General features: G+C 60.2%; 14 protein-coding genes and 1 tRNA gene. All 15 read right to left on the bottom strand.

Going from position 1 to position 15,706, the window contains the following annotated elements; translation table 11 throughout:
• Window positions 1-141: GTP-binding protein (locus LLH00_09275; GenBank protein ID MCE5271458.1), on the bottom strand; the 141-nt coding region annotated here is incomplete at its 3' end.
• 65 nt (window positions 142-206) lie between these two features.
• Window positions 207-2,300 (bottom strand): elongation factor G, encoded by a 2,094-nt coding sequence (gene fusA / locus LLH00_09270; GenBank protein ID MCE5271457.1) that lies wholly within the window; start codon window positions 2,298-2,300, stop codon window positions 207-209.
• Between the two features lie 152 nt (window positions 2,301-2,452).
• Complete coding sequence (gene rpsG / locus LLH00_09265; GenBank protein ID MCE5271456.1) at window positions 2,453-2,923, bottom strand: 30S ribosomal protein S7; 471 nt, start codon at window positions 2,921-2,923, stop codon at window positions 2,453-2,455.
• Window positions 2,924-2,937: 14 nt separating this feature from the next.
• Window positions 2,938-3,312: a 30S ribosomal protein S12 gene (gene rpsL, locus LLH00_09260; protein MCE5271455.1), complete on the bottom strand. Its 375-nt coding sequence runs from the start codon at window positions 3,310-3,312 to the stop codon at window positions 2,938-2,940.
• 213 nt (window positions 3,313-3,525) lie between these two features.
• Window positions 3,526-7,629: a DNA-directed RNA polymerase subunit beta' gene (rpoC, locus tag LLH00_09255; GenBank protein MCE5271454.1), complete on the bottom strand. Its 4,104-nt coding sequence runs from the start codon at window positions 7,627-7,629 to the stop codon at window positions 3,526-3,528.
• 149 nt (window positions 7,630-7,778) lie between these two features.
• Window positions 7,779-11,585 carry a DNA-directed RNA polymerase subunit beta gene (gene rpoB / locus LLH00_09250; protein MCE5271453.1) on the bottom strand — a complete coding sequence of 1,269 codons (3,807 nt, stop codon included), beginning with the start codon at window positions 11,583-11,585 and terminating at the stop codon, window positions 7,779-7,781.
• A 436-nt stretch (window positions 11,586-12,021) separates the two neighbouring features.
• Complete coding sequence (gene rplL, locus LLH00_09245; GenBank protein ID MCE5271452.1) at window positions 12,022-12,396, bottom strand: 50S ribosomal protein L7/L12; 375 nt, start codon at window positions 12,394-12,396, stop codon at window positions 12,022-12,024.
• Between the two features lie 60 nt (window positions 12,397-12,456).
• Window positions 12,457-12,990 carry a 50S ribosomal protein L10 gene (rplJ, locus tag LLH00_09240; GenBank protein ID MCE5271451.1) on the bottom strand — a complete coding sequence of 178 codons (534 nt, stop codon included), beginning with the start codon at window positions 12,988-12,990 and terminating at the stop codon, window positions 12,457-12,459.
• Window positions 12,991-13,044: 54 nt separating this feature from the next.
• Entirely contained in the window at window positions 13,045-13,737 is a 693-nt protein-coding gene (gene rplA, locus LLH00_09235; protein ID MCE5271450.1) for a 50S ribosomal protein L1, read from the bottom strand.
• Window positions 13,738-13,758: 21 nt separating this feature from the next.
• Window positions 13,759-14,184 (bottom strand): 50S ribosomal protein L11, encoded by a 426-nt coding sequence (rplK, locus tag LLH00_09230; GenBank protein MCE5271449.1) that lies wholly within the window; start codon window positions 14,182-14,184, stop codon window positions 13,759-13,761.
• Window positions 14,185-14,211: 27 nt separating this feature from the next.
• Entirely contained in the window at window positions 14,212-14,760 is a 549-nt protein-coding gene (gene nusG, locus LLH00_09225) for a transcription termination/antitermination protein NusG (protein MCE5271448.1), read from the bottom strand.
• Between the two features lie 84 nt (window positions 14,761-14,844).
• A complete protein-coding gene (gene secE / locus LLH00_09220) occupies window positions 14,845-15,066 on the bottom strand; it encodes a preprotein translocase subunit SecE (GenBank protein ID MCE5271447.1) in 222 nt (73 codons plus the stop codon).
• Between the two features lie 36 nt (window positions 15,067-15,102).
• Window positions 15,103-15,178: transfer RNA gene (locus tag LLH00_09215), tRNA-Trp, on the bottom strand.
• A gap of 26 nt (window positions 15,179-15,204) precedes the next feature.
• Window positions 15,205-15,354 (bottom strand): 50S ribosomal protein L33, encoded by a 150-nt coding sequence (gene rpmG, locus LLH00_09210; protein ID MCE5271446.1) that lies wholly within the window; start codon window positions 15,352-15,354, stop codon window positions 15,205-15,207.
• A 211-nt stretch (window positions 15,355-15,565) separates the two neighbouring features.
• The coding region (gene tuf, locus LLH00_09205; GenBank protein ID MCE5271445.1) for an elongation factor Tu at window positions 15,566-15,706 on the bottom strand (141 nt) is incomplete at its 5' end.

Genomic DNA, 15,706 nt, shown 5'->3' with positions numbered 1-15,706 from the left:
AAACGGCACAAAATCCGCCAGATTCTTCTTCGCCAGCACTTTCGTGATCGCCGCGGTCAGGGTGGTCTTGCCGTGATCCACGTGACCTATCGTTCCCACGTTCACGTGTGGCTTGTTGCGTTCGAATTTCTTCTTGGCCATTGTAAGAACTCCTGACTGTTATTGATTGAACGTTTATCTATGTCGTCATTCTCAGGAACTCAGGCTCAGCCCTTGCCCCTCGCTCCGGCCAGGATCGCCTCTCTGCGTTCCTTGTTCACCTCGGCGTAGTGCGAGAACTGCATCGAGAAGATCGCACGGCCCTGGGTCAGAGAACGCAGGTTGGTGGCGTAGCCGAACATTTTGCACAGAGGCACCGAGGCACTGATCACATGGGCCTCGTTCTTCGGAATGATCCCGGCCACCTTGCCCTGACGGCTGGCCAGGTCGCCCATCACATCGCCGAGGTACTCGCCCGGGCACGTGATCTCAACATTCGTTATCGGTTCGAGCAGCTTGATGCCGCACCTGTGCACGGCTTCCTTGACCGACATCGAGCCGGCGATCTTGAAGGCCATGTCGCTGGAGTCGACCTCGTGATAGCTGCCGTCGAGCAGCACGGCGCGCACGTCCACCAGCGGATAACCCGCCTCGCCGCCGCCAGCCAGGGCTTCCTTGATCCCGTTTTCCACCGGGTTGATATACTCGCGCGGGATGTTGCCGCCCACCACCTTGTTTTCGAAGACGAACCCCTTGCCGCGCTCCTGGGGATGGTACTCCATCTTGACATGCGCGTACTGGCCGCGTCCGCCGGTCTGACGGATGAACTTTATCTCGACCGGGCTGGACTTGTCCAGGGTCTCACGGTAGGCCACCTGCGGCTGTCCAACATTGGCCTCGACCTTGAACTCACGCAGCATGCGGTCGACCAGTATCTCCAAGTGCAGCTCGCCCATACCCGAGATGAGTGTCTGACCGGTCTCCGCATCGTTGCGCACCTGGAACGTAGGGTCCTCGTCCGAAAGCTTTTCCAGGGCCGTGGTCAGCTTGTCCTGGTCGGCCTTGGTCTTGGGCTCGATGGCCACCGAAATGACCGGCTCGGGGAAGACCATCTTCTCCAGTACGATCGGGTAGCCCTCCTCGCAGAGAGTGTCGCCGGTCTTGGTCACCTTGAGGCCGACCACGGCCGCGATATCACCGCAATACAGGTCCTCCCGCTCCTCACGCTTGTTGGCGTGCATCTGCAGGATGCGGCTGATACGCTCTTTGCGGTCCTGAACACTGTTGTAGATATAGGAACCGGCGTCCAGCTTGCCGGAATAGGCGCGCACGAAAGTGAGGCGTCCGACATACGGATCGGTCATGATTTTGAAAGCGAGGCCTGCGAACGGCTCGTCATCCGAAGCGCTGCGCTCGACCAGCTCGCCCTCTTCTCCATCGGGAAGGTGGCCGACCACCGGGGGGATGTCCTCGGGCGAGGGCAGGTACCAGCTGATGGCGTCCAGAAGGCGCTGCACACCCTTGTTCTTGAAAGCGCTTCCGCAGAGCACGGGGATGATTTTCACCTGGCAGGTGCCGTTGCGGATGGCCCGGCGGATTAGCTCGGGATCGTCCACATCGCCCTCGTCCAGGTACTTGGTCATCAGCTCGTCGTCGTAATCGGCGATAGCGTCCAACATGGCGTGGCGCATCTTGCTGGCCTGCTCCAGAAGGTCTTTCGGGATATCGACCTCCTCGAACACCGCGCCCTGGGTGCTTTCCTGGTAGATCACGCCGCGCATGGCGACCAGATCGACCAGACCGGTGAACATCTCTCCGCCGCCGAAAGGTATCTGCAGCGGGACGGGACGTGCGCCCAGGCGCTCTTTTATCGAATCCACCGCACCGTAGAAATCGGCGCCGATACGGTCCATCTTGTTGATGAAGGCGATGCGCGGCACACCGTAGCGATCGGCCTGACGCCAGACCGTCTCGGACTGCGGCTCCACCCCACCCACGGCACAGAACACCACCACCCCGCCATCCAGCACGCGCAGCGAGCGTTCCACCTCGACCGTGAAATCCACGTGGCCCGGGGTGTCGATGATGTTGATCCTTTTATCTTTCCAGATACAGGTGGTGGCGGCGGAAGTGATAGTGATTCCCCGCTCCTTCTCCTGCTCCATCCAGTCCATGGTTGCGGCGCCCTCGTGAACCTCGCCCAGACGGTGCACCCGGCCGGTGTAGAACAGGATGCGCTCGGTGAGCGTGGTCTTGCCAGCATCGATATGGGCCATGATGCCGATGTTGCGAATATCTTTTAACGGTACCCTGCGAGCCATTTAACCCACCATCCAAAAGGAACAAACTGCCGCCAATCCGGCAATTTTCAAAATCCGGAAATCGTAGACAAAGCCGCTCCCTACAAACCACAAGAGCGGCTCGTTCGGTACATCTCATTCATTTACGCAGAGAGCAAGCTCCGCGCGCGGCACTACCAGCGGTAATGCGCGAACGCCCGGTTGGCTTCCGCCATGCGATGAGTGTCTTCCTTTTTCTTTACCGTGCTGCCCTCATTGCGGTAGCAGGACAACAGCTCGGCAGCCAGGCGCTCATCCATGGTCTTCTCGTTGCGTTCGCGGGCGAACCCGATCAGCCAGCGCAAAGCCAGGGCGGTACGACGGTCCGGGCGGACCTCGACCGGCACCTGGTAGGTGGCGCCACCCACACGACGACTCTTAACCTCGAGCGCGGGCTTGGCATTGTTGACCGCCTGCTTGAACACGTTCAGGCCCGGCTGTCCGACTTTCTCTTCCAGCAAAGCCATCGCCTTGTACAGGATCGATTCGGCCTTGCTCCGTTTGCCATCCAGCATCAGGCAGTTGATGAACTTGCTCACCAGCGTGCTCTGATAGCGCGGATCGGGCAAAACTTCTCTTTTAAGTGCGACTCTTCTTCTCGACATAGTCCGGTTCTGTCTTAGGATTTGGGCTTTTTAGCGCCATACTTTGACCGACTTTTCTTGCGGTCAGTGACGCCGCTGGCATCCAGAGTGCCACGGATGATATGATAGCGCACACCCGGCAGGTCCTTAACGCGACCGCCGCGGATGAGCACAATCGAGTGTTCCTGAAGATTGTGCCCCTCGCCCGGTATGTACGAGGTTACCTCATAGCCGTTGGTCAGACGGACCCTGGCCACCTTACGCAAAGCCGAGTTCGGCTTCTTGGGCGTAGTGGTGTAGACACGCGTGCAGACCCCCCTGCGCTGCGGGCACGCGGTCAGCGCCGGCGAGGAGGTCTTCTGCTTGACCACCTTCCGGCCGTGACGGACTAACTGGTTAATCGATGGCAAGCATTCCTCCCGAAAAAATGGATTATTAAAAATAGGGTCACTATTAGTGCTTGTCAATAAAAAACTAATACTTAAAACACCGGGCGCTCACGGTCGAGCGACCCCGGGGTTTTCTACGAGCCTGAGCCAGAAGAGTCTAAGCCCGCCGCAGCGATCCGTCTGTCCTGACTCCTCTCGCCGCGGCGGGCAGTTTTTATACAATATTTCTCACTCTCAGAGCTGTATTTCCTGCTCTATCGTGGTTTCCTGCTCCGCCTCTTCCTCCTCGGCACTCTTCGGGAAGATCACGTCGTTGTAGCGCAACAGCCCTGTACCAGCCGGGATCGGATGGCCGATGATGATGTTTTCCTTCAGGCCCATCAGGTCATCCTTGGCCCCGTTGATCGCCGCCTCGGTCAGCACGCGGGTGGTCTCCTGGAACGAGGCCGCCGAGATGAAGCTGCTCGTGGTCAGGCTGGCCTTGGTGATGCCCAGCAATTGCGGACGGCTCGTGGCCGGCTCGCCGCCGTCGCGGATCACGCGTTCGTTCTCGCGGCGGAAAACGTGCTTGTCCACGCTCTCGCCTTCCAGGAAATTCGTATCCCCGGGGTTCACGATGGCCACCTTGTTCAGCATCTGGCGTACGATCACCCCGATGTGCTTGTCGTTGATCTTCACACCCTGAAGGCGGTAGACCTCCTGGATCTCGTTCAGCAGGTATTCCTGCACCGCGCGCGGGCCCTTGATCCGCAGGATGTCGTGCGGGTTGATCGGGCCTTCGCTCAGACGGTCGCCGCTGCGCACCACATCGCCCTCGTGCACGCGCAGGTGCTTGCCGTAGGGGATCAGGTACTCGCGCGGCTCGCCCACCTCGGGGGTGACGATGATCTGGCGGTTGCCGCGGACAATCTTGCCGAAACTCACCCGCCCGTCGATTTCGGTGATGACCGCCGGGTCCTTGGGCTTGCGGGCCTCGAACAGCTCGGCCACGCGCGGCAGACCGCCGGTGATGTCACGGGTCTTGTAGATTTCGCGGCTCAGCTTGGCCAGCAGCGTGCCGGCCTCCACCTTCTCCTCATCGCCCACCAGCAGGTTGGCCCCGGTGGGGATGATGTAGTCGCGCACCTTCTCGCCCCGCTCGTCGAGGATCTCGATGTGCGGGTGGTAGAGTTTCTCGCGGTCGTCGATGATCACGCGCTGACGCTTGCCGGTGATCTCGTCCAGCTCCTCGCGCAACGTGATGTCCTCGACTATGTCCACCAGCTTGACCGTACCGGACATGTCGGTGAGGATCGGGTTGTTGTGCGGATCCCATTCGAACAGGACCTGGTCCTGCTCTATCTGGTCGCCGTTCGCCACGTTGATCGTCGAGCCGTAGGGCACCGAGGAGCGTCCGCGCACGCGGTTCTCCTTGTCCTTGATGATAAGCTCGCCGTCGCGGCTGACCACCACCAGGCTACCCTCCTGGTTCTTGACCACGGTCATGTTGTCGTACTCGATGGCGCCGTCCACCGGCGCCATTTTCTGGCTCTGGGCCGCGATACGGCTGGCCGTGCCGCCATAGTGGAACGTACGCAGGGTGAGCTGCGTGCCCGGCTCGCCGATCGACTGGGCGGCGATGATGCCCACCGCCTCGCCCATCTCCACCGTGTCCATGGTGGCCAGGTTGCGGCCGTAGCATTTCTGGCACAGCCCGCGTTCGGCCTCACAGGTGAGCACCGAGCGGATACGCACTTTTTCCAGGCCGCTGCTTTCGATCAGGCGCGCCTCTTCCTCGGATATTTCATCCCCGGCGCTGACTATGACGATCGGGTTGCCCTCGGGGTCCTTGTTGATCGGGTCGATCACGTCTTCCAGGGCCACGCGCCCGACGATACGGTCGGCCAGGGGCTCGATGACCTCCTCGCCTTCCTTGAGCGCCGACACGTCATGCCCCATGATCGTCCCGCAGTCCTCCTCGGTGATCGTCACGTCCTGGCAGACATCCACCAGGCGGCGGGTCAGGTAGCCGGCGTCGGCGGTCTTCAGCGCGGTGTCGGCCAGTCCCTTGCGTGCGCCGTGGGTGGAGATGAAGTACTCCAGCACGGTGAGGCCCTCGCGGAAATTCGAGACGATCGGGCTTTCGATGATCTCGCCCACCTGGCCGGTGATCTTTTTCTGCGGCTTGGCCATCAGGCCGCGCATGCCGGCCAACTGGCGTATCTGCTCGCGGCTTCCGCGGGCGCCCGAGTCGGCCATCATATAGATCGGGTTGAACCCGCCCGTGCTCTTGCGCAGCGCGGCGAACATCTCGCCCGCCACATCGCTGGTGGTGTGGGTCCAGGTGTCGATGACCTTATTGTAGCGCTCACCGTCGGTGATCAGCCGCTGCTGATAGGCCTTGGTGATCTTGTCCACCTCGGCGCGGGCTTTGTCCAGCAACTCGACCTTGCGCTTGGGGATCATCATGTCGGTGATGCCCACGGTCATGCCGGCCCAGGTGGCGTAGCGGAAACCGATCTCCTTCAGACGGTCGAGCAGGGCCACCGTGCGGGCCAGGCCCGCCTTGCGGTAGCTTTCGAACACCATCTCGCTGATGGCGGACTTTTTCATGCACTTGTTGATGAAACCCAGCTCGGAGGGGATCACCTGGTTGAACAGCACCCGTCCCACCGTGGTCTTGATCCACCGTCCGCCCAGCTGCAGCAGGACCCAGTCGTGCAGGCCCACGCCGCCGTTGTCGTACATGCGGATCACGTCATCGGCCTCTTTGAACCGCGGCGGCTCGGGCGGGGTCTCCCCCTCCTTGTCGTACAGATCGCGGGTCAGGTAGTAGCAGCCCAGCACGATGTCCTGGCTGGGGCTGGCCACCGGGTTGCCGTTGGAGGGCAGCAGGATGTTGTTCGCGCTGAGCATCAGCACGCGGCACTCGATCTGGGCCTCGTAGCTCAGTGGCACGTGCACGGCCATCTGGTCGCCGTCGAAATCGGCGTTGAACGCCGGGCAGACCAGCGGGTGGATGCGGATGGCCTTTCCCTCGACCAGGATCGGCTCGAAAGCCTGGATACCCAGACGGTGCAGGGTCGGGGCGCGGTTCAGCAGCACCGGGTGGTCGCGTACGATCTCTTCCAGGATGTCCCAGACCTCGGGACGCTCCTTCTCGACCAGTTTCTTGGCGCTCTTGACGGTCTGGACGAAACCTTTCTCCTCCAGCTTGCGGATGATGAAAGGCTTGAACAGCTCCAGGGCCATGGTCTTGGGCAGACCGCACTGGTGCAGCTTGAGTTCGGGGCCCACCACGATCACCGAGCGGCCCGAGTAGTCCACGCGTTTACCCAGCAGGTTCTGACGGAAACGGCCCTGCTTGCCCTTGAGCATGTCGCTCAGGCTCTTGAGCGGGCGTTTGCCGCGGCCGCGCACCACGCGCGTGCGGCGTCCGTTGTCGAACAGGGCGTCCACCGCCTCCTGCAGCATGCGCTTCTCGTTGCGCAGGATCACCTCGGGGGCGCGCATCTCGATCAGTTTCTTCAGCCGGTTGTTGCGGTTGATCACCCGGCGGTACAGGTCGTTCAGGTCGCTGGTGGCGAACCGTCCGCCCTCCAGCGGCACCAGGGGACGCAGGTTGGGCGGAATGACCGGCACCACGTCCATAATCATCCACTCAGGACGGTTGCAACTGAGGCGGAAAGCCTCGACCACCTTCAGCCGCTTGAGCAGGGCTTTCTTGCGGTGCGGGGAGGTCTCCACCTTGACCAGGGAGCGCAACTCGCTGCTCAGGTCCTCGATGTCGATTTCCTCGAGCAGCATCTTGATCGCCGCCGCTCCGATGGCGGCCTTGAAACCCTCGATCTCCTGGTCCTCGGCCTCCAAAAACTGGTCCTCGCTGAGCAGCTCCTTTTTCTTGAAGCTGCTCTTGCCCGGGTCGACCACCACGTAGTTGGCGTAGTAGAGGACTTTCTCCAGGTCGCGCAGGGTCATGTCCATCAGGTAGCCCATGCGGCTGGGCAGGCTCTTGAAGAACCAGATGTGGGCCACGGGCACGGCCAGCTGGATGTGCCCCATGCGCTCACGACGGACTCGCGAAAGGGTCACCTGCACACCGCACTTGTCGCAGATTACGCCGCGGTAGCGGATACCCTTGTACTTGCCGCAGTTACATTCCCAGTCCTTGACCGGACCGAATATTTTCTCGCAGAACAGACCGTCGCGCTCCGGCTTGAACGAGCGGTAGTTGATCGTTTCCGGCTTGGTGACCTCGCCGAAACTCCATTGCTTGATCTGCTCGGGTGAGGCGATCGAAACCTTCATGTACTTGAAGTTCGGCTTGGTCGTCTCGCGCGAGTTTCTGAAATCGATCATGGCAACCCTCGTCAGGGTTAATGTTGTCGATTGTATGGAGTCAACGGTCGTCGACCGTGAATATGCCGGGCGGCCCTGTCACAACGCCGCCCGCTCCAGTCAATCCCGCCGTCTTTCAGCCTCAGGCCGGGGGGAGCTTCTAAGTCTCCCTACTCGCCGTCCTCGCCCAGCTCCACGTTCAGGCCGAGGCTTTGCAGTTCCTTGATCAGAACGTTGAAAGACTCCGGTGTTCCGGGTTCCGGCAGGTTTTCGCCCTTGACTATCGCTTCGTAGACCCGGCTGCGCCCGACCACGTCGTCACTCTTGACTGTCAGCATTTCCTGCAGGGTATGCGAAGCACCGTGGGCCTCCAGCGCCCACACTTCCATCTCGCCGAATCTCTGTCCGCCGAACTGCGCCTTTCCGGCCAGCGGCTGCTGCGTGACCAGCGAGTAAGGTCCGATGGACCGGGCATGAATCTTGTCCTCAACCAGATGGCTGAGCTTGAGCATGTATATGTACCCGACTGTGACGGGGTAATCGAAATAGCGCCCGGTCCGGCCGTCGCGCAACTGCAGCTTGCCCTTTTCCGGCAGACCGGCGTTCTTCATCAGCTCGACAATCTCATCCTCGCTCGCGCCGTGGAACACCGGCGTGCTGACCGAGAAACCGAGGAGCTTGGCGGCGAACCCGAGGTGGGTCTCAAGTATCTGGCCCACGTTCATACGGCTGGGTACGCCCAGCGGGTTGAGCACGATCTGCACCGGGGTGCCATCCGGAAGGAACGGCATGTCCTCCTCCGGGACGATCTTGGCCACGATACCCTTGTTGCCGTGGCGTCCGGCCATCTTGTCACCCACCGAGACCTTGCGTATCTCGGCCACGTAGACCTTGACCAGCTGCACCACTCCGGGGGCCAGCTCATCCGGGGCCATGATCTTTTCGATCTGACGCTCGGCGTATTCGCGCACCTTCTGGATCTTGCGCTCGGCCAGGGCCACCGCGTCGCGTATCTGCTCGGTCACGGCCGAGTCCTCGACCGTAACCGTGGCCAGTTCGATGGCGTCCATGTCGAGCGAGTCCATCTCTTTCTTGGTCAGGCTCTTTCCGGCTTCCACCTGCTGCTTCTGGGTCTGCTTGTTGTACAGGCAGACCGTTTTCTGGCCCTTGAGCATCTCGAGGATCTGGCCCTTGAGATAGCTGTTGATCTCGGCGATCTTTTCGCGTTCGGTCTTGCGCTGCTTCTCGACATCGTCGTTCTTATGCTCGCGGATCAGCCCGTCATCCACCAGCCGGCTGAACACCTTTACATCTATTACTATACCTTCCACTCCAGGCGGGACCTTGAGCGAGGTGTCCTTCACATCACCGGCCTTGTCGCCGAAGATGGCCTTGAGCAGACGCTCCTCGGGACTCAGCTCGGTCTCGCCCTTGGGGCTTACCTTGCCCACCAGGATATCGCCGTGGGAGACATGGCTGCCGATGCGGATGATGCCGCGCTCGTCAAGGTTGCGCACAGCGTCCTCGCCCACGTTGGGAATCTCGCAGGTGATTTCCTCGGTGCCGCGCTTGGTGTCGCGCACCTGGACCTCGAGTTCCTGAATGTGGACCGAGGTGAACTTGTCATCCTTGACCAGCTTCTCGCTCAGGACAATGGCGTCCTCGTAGTTGTACCCGTACCAGGGCATGAACGCCACCAGGACGTTCTGGCCCAGGGCCAGCTTGCCCTCGTTGCTCGAGGTGCCGTCGGCTATGATGTGGCCCTTGGCTATTTCCTGGCCCACATCTACCAGCGGACGCTGGTTGATCGAGGTGTCCTGGTTGGTGCGGATGAACTTGCGCAGCTTGTAGGTGTCCTTCTCGGGCATCTTGGCGAACAGGTTGCCGCGCTCGGTGCGCTCTTCCTCTCTCACCTGAATCACGACCCGGGTGGCATCGACGCTCTCGACCACGCCGCCGCGGCGGGCGGTGACCACAGTGCCGCTGTCGCGGGCCACGCGCTCCTCCAGGCCGGTCATCACCACCGGGTACTCCGGCTTGAGAAGCGGCACGGCCTGGCGCTGCATGTTCGAGCCCATCAGGGCGCGGTTGGCGTCATCGTGCTCCAGGAACGGGATCAGGGCGGCCGCGATGCTCACGATCTGCTCCGGGGCCACGTCCATGTATTCGACTTTCTCCGGCGGCATCAGCGGAAAATCGTTCTTCAGCCGGCAGAGGATCTGCTCCCGCTTGAAATTGCCCTTCTCGTCCAGCGGTGCGTTGGCCTGGGCGATGATGTACTTGTCCTCCTCGAACGCGTCCATGTAGCGTATCTCATCGGTGACCCGGCCGTTCTCCACCTTGCGGTAGGGGGTCTCGATGAAACCGTACTTGTTGATCCGCGCGTGCGTGGTCAGACTGGTGATCAGACCGATGTTCGGGCCTTCAGGGGTCTCGATGGGGCACATGCGCCCGTAGTGCGAATAGTGCACGTCACGCACCTCGAACCCCGCCCGTTCGCGGGTCAGACCGCCGGGGCCCAGGGCCGAAAGGCGGCGCTTGTGGGTCAACTCGGCCAGCGGGTTGGTCTGGTCCATGAACTGGCTGAGCTGGCTGGAACCGAAGAAGGCGTTGATCACGGCGCTGATCGTGCGGCTGTTGACCAGGTCGTCGATTGTCAGGCCCTCGGTGTTCTGCAGGCTCATGCGTTCCTTGACCAGACGGCTCATGCGGGTCAGGCCCAGGCTCACCTGGTTGGCGATCAGCTCGCAGACCGAGCGGATACGGCGGTTGCCCAGGTGGTCGATATCGTCGATTTCGCCCTGGCTCTCGGTCAGCCGGATCAGGTAGTTGATGATCTCGACGAAATCATCCTTGGTCAGGGTGGCGGTCTCGATGGGTGTCTTCAGGTCGAGACGCTGATTTATCTTGTAACGGCCGACAGCGCCCAGGTCGTAGCGCTTGGGACTGAAAAACAGCTTGTTGATGAAATCCCGGGCGATCTCGATGTTGGGCGGCTCGCTCCCGCGCAGGGCGTTGTAGATACGCACCAGCGCGTCCTCTTCGTTGCGGCAGTTGTCCTTGCGCAGCGTGTTTTTGAGGATCTTGTTCTCCAGGCCTTTCAGGCGCGAGACATAGACCTCGAGCTTCTCGACGCTCTTGCCGATGAGCTGCTTGATCACCTGGCTGCTCAGCTCGGAGCCGTGCTCGGCCAGCACCTCGCCGGTGTCCTCCTCGATGATGTCCTCGGCCACCAGGTAACCTGTCGACAGGTCGCGCTTGCGCTTGGTCTTGCCGATCACGCTCTTGAGTTCGAGCGTGGTTTTCTTGTAGAACAGGTCGATGATGTCCGTGTCGGACGGGTAGCCGAGCACGCGGAGAAGCGTGGTGGCCGGGAATTTCTTTTTCTTGTCGATGTGAACGTAGATTGTGTCGTGTATGTCGACTGTGAACTCGACCCAGCTTCCGCGGAACGGAATGATGCGGGCCGAGACCAGGCGCTGTCCGTTGGTGTGTGTGGTCTCTTCGAAGATTACGCCGGGGGAGCGGTGGAGCTGGCTGACTATTACGCGCTCGGCGCCGTTGATAACGAAAGTGCCCAGCTCGGTCAGCAGCGGCAGCTCACCGAGAAACACTTCTTTCTCGATGATGTCTTTTATCTTTTTCTTGTTTCCAACCGTCTCCTTGGTGATAAGACGCAGAGTGGCCTTGAGCGGGATGGCATAGGTCATGTCCCGTTCCTCGCACTCTTCCACCGTGTATTTGGGCTCTCCCAGACTGTAATGCACGAACTCCAGGGTATAGTTCTCCTGGTAGTCGTGGATCGGGAAAACCTCGTTGAACACGGCCTGCAAGCCCGCGTTCTCGCGCTTTTCAGGGAGCGTATCTTTCTGCAGCAGCATATCGAAAAACTGGGTCTGGATCTCCAGCAAATGCGGCATCTCGACCGTGCGCTGCAGCTTGTCGAAAGAGATGGTCTTGGCTTCCGGTCTACGCATGAATAAACCATTCTCCTTTGCTTTTGGCAATGTTAAATAAAGCGGACCGCTTCGAGGGGCGCTCCCGGCGGAGCGTCCCTCGAGATCCGCTTTATTCTTTGCCGCCCAAAATGAAAGGGGTATCCTTGGCTTGCGACCGTACTGCCGCGGTTGCACTGACTGCATCCGCGCCGGCGGACATGCGTCCGGGCTTCCTCACAGAATTCCCGGCGGCGAGTCCGATCGAGCTCAAGGTCCCCCCCTTCATCTGGTATCATTATTCCCGGGCCACAGATGATTCCGGCCCGAAAAATCAGGGAAACAGTCGGTGTTGTCCGGTCGTCCCTCCGTGCCGTTGAGACCACGACAGCGCCGTCTCAGCGGGCGGCGCCACGGGTCACGGCTTGCTCATTCCACGACGGGATAAGAGTGGAATAATGATACTCGGATAACAGCCTTACTTCAGTTCCACAGTGGCGCCGGCCTCTTCCAGCTTGGCCTTCATCGCCTGGGCCTCTTCCTTGGAGACGGCCTCCTTGATCGGCTTGCCGGGGTTGTCCACCACGTCCTTGGCTTCCTTCAGGCCCAGGCTGGTCAGCTCGCGCACGACCTTGATCACCTGGATCTTCTTGTCGCCCACACCGGTAAGCACCACATCGAACTCGGTCTTCTCTTCGGCGACCGGGGCAGCCGCAGCAGCGGCGACCGGAGCGGCGGACATCATCGGCGCGGCGGCCGACACACCAAACTTCTCCTCAAGCGCCTTGACCAACTCGTTCAGCTCGAGGACGGTCATGCCCTCGATAGCCGTGATGATCTCTTCTTTGTTCATCGTTGCCGTAGCCATACTGCCTTTCCTCCCGGATATGGAGTTTTACGTTAAAGTGTGACTTTATTCGCTGGGCTGCGCCTCTTTAGCCTGACGGACCTGGTCGAGGACGCGCACTGCCCGCCCGATCATGTCGTTGAGTACATACACGAACCCGGTGACCGGCTGGTTGAGTGTCCCGAGCAGCCTGGCCAGGAGCACTTCCTTGGACGGCAGAGAGGCGATTTCCTTCACCTGAGCGCTGTCGATCACGCGCTCACTCATCACGCCGGCCTTGATCTGGAGTTTCTGGCTCTCATCGGCGTACTTGCGCACGATCTTGGCCGCACCAACTCCCTCGTCCTGCGAAATTATGATCGCAGTAGGGCCGTTGAGGAACTTGTCCAGGCCCGTCTCGAAGGGCGTGTCCTTGACGGCACGGCGGATCAGGGTGTTCTTCGCCACGAGGCACTCGATCTGCGCCGCGCGGAAAGTTTTCCTCAGCTCCGTCATGTCTTTGACGTTGATGCCGCTGAAATCAGTCAGAATGAAGCTTCCGGAGGAAGCCAATTTCTGCCTGAGATCCTCGACTACCTTTTCCTTCTCTTTCCTGAGCATGACTTTCAGACTCCCTCGACTGCCGGGGCGCCGGAAGCAGATTCAAGACCGGCTTCACCGATAGAGGTTAAGGTCCAGTTTCACTCCCGGCCCCATGGTGCTGGTGACCGTGATGTTACGGATGTAGGTGCCCTTGGCGGCCGACGGCTTGGCGCGGTTTATCGCATCCATCAGGGCGGAGAAGTTCTCCACCAGCTTGGTGGCTTCGAAACTCAGCTTGCCGATCGGGGCATGCACATTGCCCGTCTTGTCCACACGGAACTCGATCTTACCGGCCTTGGCCTCGCGCACCGCCCGGCTGATTTCGAAAGTGACCGTGCCGCTCTTGGGATTGGGCATCAGGCCGCGGGGACCCAGGATACGCCCCAGCTTACCCACCTGACCCATCATGTCCGGGGTGGTGATGACCGTGTCGAAATCCAGCCAACCCTCGGCGATCTTGTCGACAAATTCCTTGCCGCCGACAAAATCCGCCCCGGCTTCCTGGGCCTCGGAAACCTTGTCGCCCTGGGCGATCACCAGCACGCGCAGGGTCTTGCCGACGCCGTGGGGCAGCACCACCGTGCCGCGGACCACCTGGTCGGCGTGACGGGGGTCGACACCCAGACGGTAGGCGGTTTCCACGGTCTCGTCGAACGTGGCGTAATGCGCCTTTTTCAGCATATCCACCGCTACATCGATCGTGTAGCGCGCCTGGCGGTCCACCAAGGCGGTGGCTGTTTCGTACTTCTTTCCTCTTTTGGGCATAATAACCTACCGATTTATGGATTAACCGACTATTTCGATCCCCATCGACCGCGCCGTGCCGCGGATCATGCTCATGGCGGTCTCGACCGACTTGGCGTTAAGGTCGGGCATTTTCAGGCGCGCGATTTCCTCAACCTGCTTCTCGGTAATCTTCCCCATCTTGGTCTTGTTCGGCTCGCCGCTGGCCTTGGCCAGTCCGGCGGCTTTCTTAATCAGAACCGGGGCCGGAGGAGTCTTGGTGATGAAGGTGAAAGAACGGTCCTGATAGACCGTGATCTCCACCGGGATGATCGTGCCGATCTGGTCCTGCGTGCGCGCGTTGAACTGCTTGCAGAACTCCATGATCGCCACACCGTGCTGGCCCAGGGCCGGTCCCACCGGGGGCGCCGGATTGGCCTGACCGCCGGGAACCTGCAGCTTGACGAATCCTGTTACCTTCTTAGCCACCTTTATCTCCTGAAAGAATAAAGCATCTTATAACGGTTTCAACTGCAGGTAATCCAATTCCAGCGAAGTGGGACGGCCGAACAGGCTGACCACTACCTTGACTTTGCCTTTTTCCGGGTAGACTTCCTCGACCCGGCCGTTGAACTGCGTGAACGGCCCGTCGATCACCTCCACGAAATCGCCGATCTTGTAGGGGATATCCTCACCCACCATCGGCCCGCCGGCCACTTTCTCCTCACGCCGCATGATCTTGTTGACTTCCTTCTCACGCAGCGGATGCGGCTTCACTCCGCCGCCTGCGAACTTGATGATGCCCTGGGTGTTTCCCAGCACGTGCAGCGTCTCCTCGGTCGGCAGCATCTTGACCAGGACATAGCCCGGATACAGCTTACGCAGCACTTTCACTTTCTTGCCGTTCTTCAGCTCGGTGACCTCTTCCATGGGCACCATTACCTCGTCGATCTGGGCCTGGACATTGTCCTCGCCCGGATTGACGATCAGGCTCTCGATGCGGCTCTTGACCTTGTTCTCATGGCCGCTGTACACCTGAAGAACATACCACTTGCATTCTTCCATCAGTTTATTTTCCAGGGCTGAATTCCCAACTTCGACCGGCTCTTGCCAGCGCCGGTCCACGGAGCGCGTCCTGTCAGCTCGCTCTTAGAATATCGCGTCCATGCCCAGGCTGATGAGCTTGTCTATCCCCCAGATTATGAAAGCCACGATGACACAGACCACTATCACCACCACGGTTGCACCCTTGACCTCGGTGCTGCCGGGCCAGGTCACCTTGGCCACCTCCGCGCGGACCTCTTTCAGGAACTGTATGCCCCGCTCCAGGAGACTCTGCCCTTCGACTGTCTTTTCCGCCTGATTCGTCATTTGAAATCCCGATCTTCGGTTTGATTTCAAAATTACTGGCAGGCCAGGAGGGATTCGAACCCCCAACATCCGGTTTTGGAGACCGGCGCTCTACCGTTAGAGCTACTGGCCTGCGTGCTTGTCCTGAGACTATGGGTGCTAACGCGTCTCTTTGTGAGAGGTGTGCACGTTACAGAAAGGGCAGTGCTTTCTGACTTCCATGCGCTCAGGGTGCGTTTTCTTTTCCTTGGTCAGATTGTAATTGCGTCTGCCACATGTCTGACACGCCAGAGTGATCTTGACCCGCATTGAGCTGACCTTTCAGGTTTTGATCCGACCGTGCGCCGGATCGATGAAAACCCGGCTGACTACGCCGTATCTCATTAAATTCAAACCAGTTACAAACAATACAAAGAGGCGGGCGCTCTACCCCCTCTTTTTTAGGACTCCATTTTCCAGTCTTTAACCGACACCCGGCCGCAAGCCCTCTGCAGGTCACGGCCGGGTGTCGAATCTCGTCTTATTCAATAATCTCGGTCACCACGCCGGCGCCCACCGTACGGCCGCCCTCACGAATCGCGAAACGAAGCTCTTTCTCCATCGCGATCGGCGTGATCAACTCGATCAAAAGCTCCACGTTGTCGCCCGGCATCACCATCTC

It is taken from the genome of bacterium (genome assembly GCA_021372515.1).
GTDB lineage: Bacteria > Gemmatimonadota > Glassbacteria > GWA2-58-10 > GWA2-58-10 > JAJFUG01.
This window is presented reverse-complemented; position numbering and strand designations above follow the sequence as displayed.

Coding starts and splice junctions, on each gene's coding strand:
- fusA (MCE5271457.1), bottom strand. CDS start 2,300: ATGGCTCGCAGGGTACCGTTAAAAGATATTCGCAACATCGGCATCATG.
- rpsG (MCE5271456.1), bottom strand. CDS start 2,923: ATGTCGAGAAGAAGAGTCGCACTTAAAAGAGAAGTTTTGCCCGATCCG.
- rpoC (MCE5271454.1), bottom strand. CDS start 7,629: ATGATCGATTTCAGAAACTCGCGCGAGACGACCAAGCCGAACTTCAAG.
- rpoB (MCE5271453.1), bottom strand. CDS start 11,585: ATGCGTAGACCGGAAGCCAAGACCATCTCTTTCGACAAGCTGCAGCGC.
- rplL (MCE5271452.1), bottom strand. CDS start 12,396: ATGAACAAAGAAGAGATCATCACGGCTATCGAGGGCATGACCGTCCTC.
- rplJ (MCE5271451.1), bottom strand. CDS start 12,990: ATGCTCAGGAAAGAGAAGGAAAAGGTAGTCGAGGATCTCAGGCAGAAA.
- rplA (MCE5271450.1), bottom strand. CDS start 13,737: ATGCCCAAAAGAGGAAAGAAGTACGAAACAGCCACCGCCTTGGTGGAC.
- nusG (MCE5271448.1), bottom strand. CDS start 14,760: ATGGAAGAATGCAAGTGGTATGTTCTTCAGGTGTACAGCGGCCATGAG.
- secE (MCE5271447.1), bottom strand. CDS start 15,066: ATGACGAATCAGGCGGAAAAGACAGTCGAAGGGCAGAGTCTCCTGGAG.
- rpmG (MCE5271446.1), bottom strand. CDS start 15,354: ATGCGGGTCAAGATCACTCTGGCGTGTCAGACATGTGGCAGACGCAAT.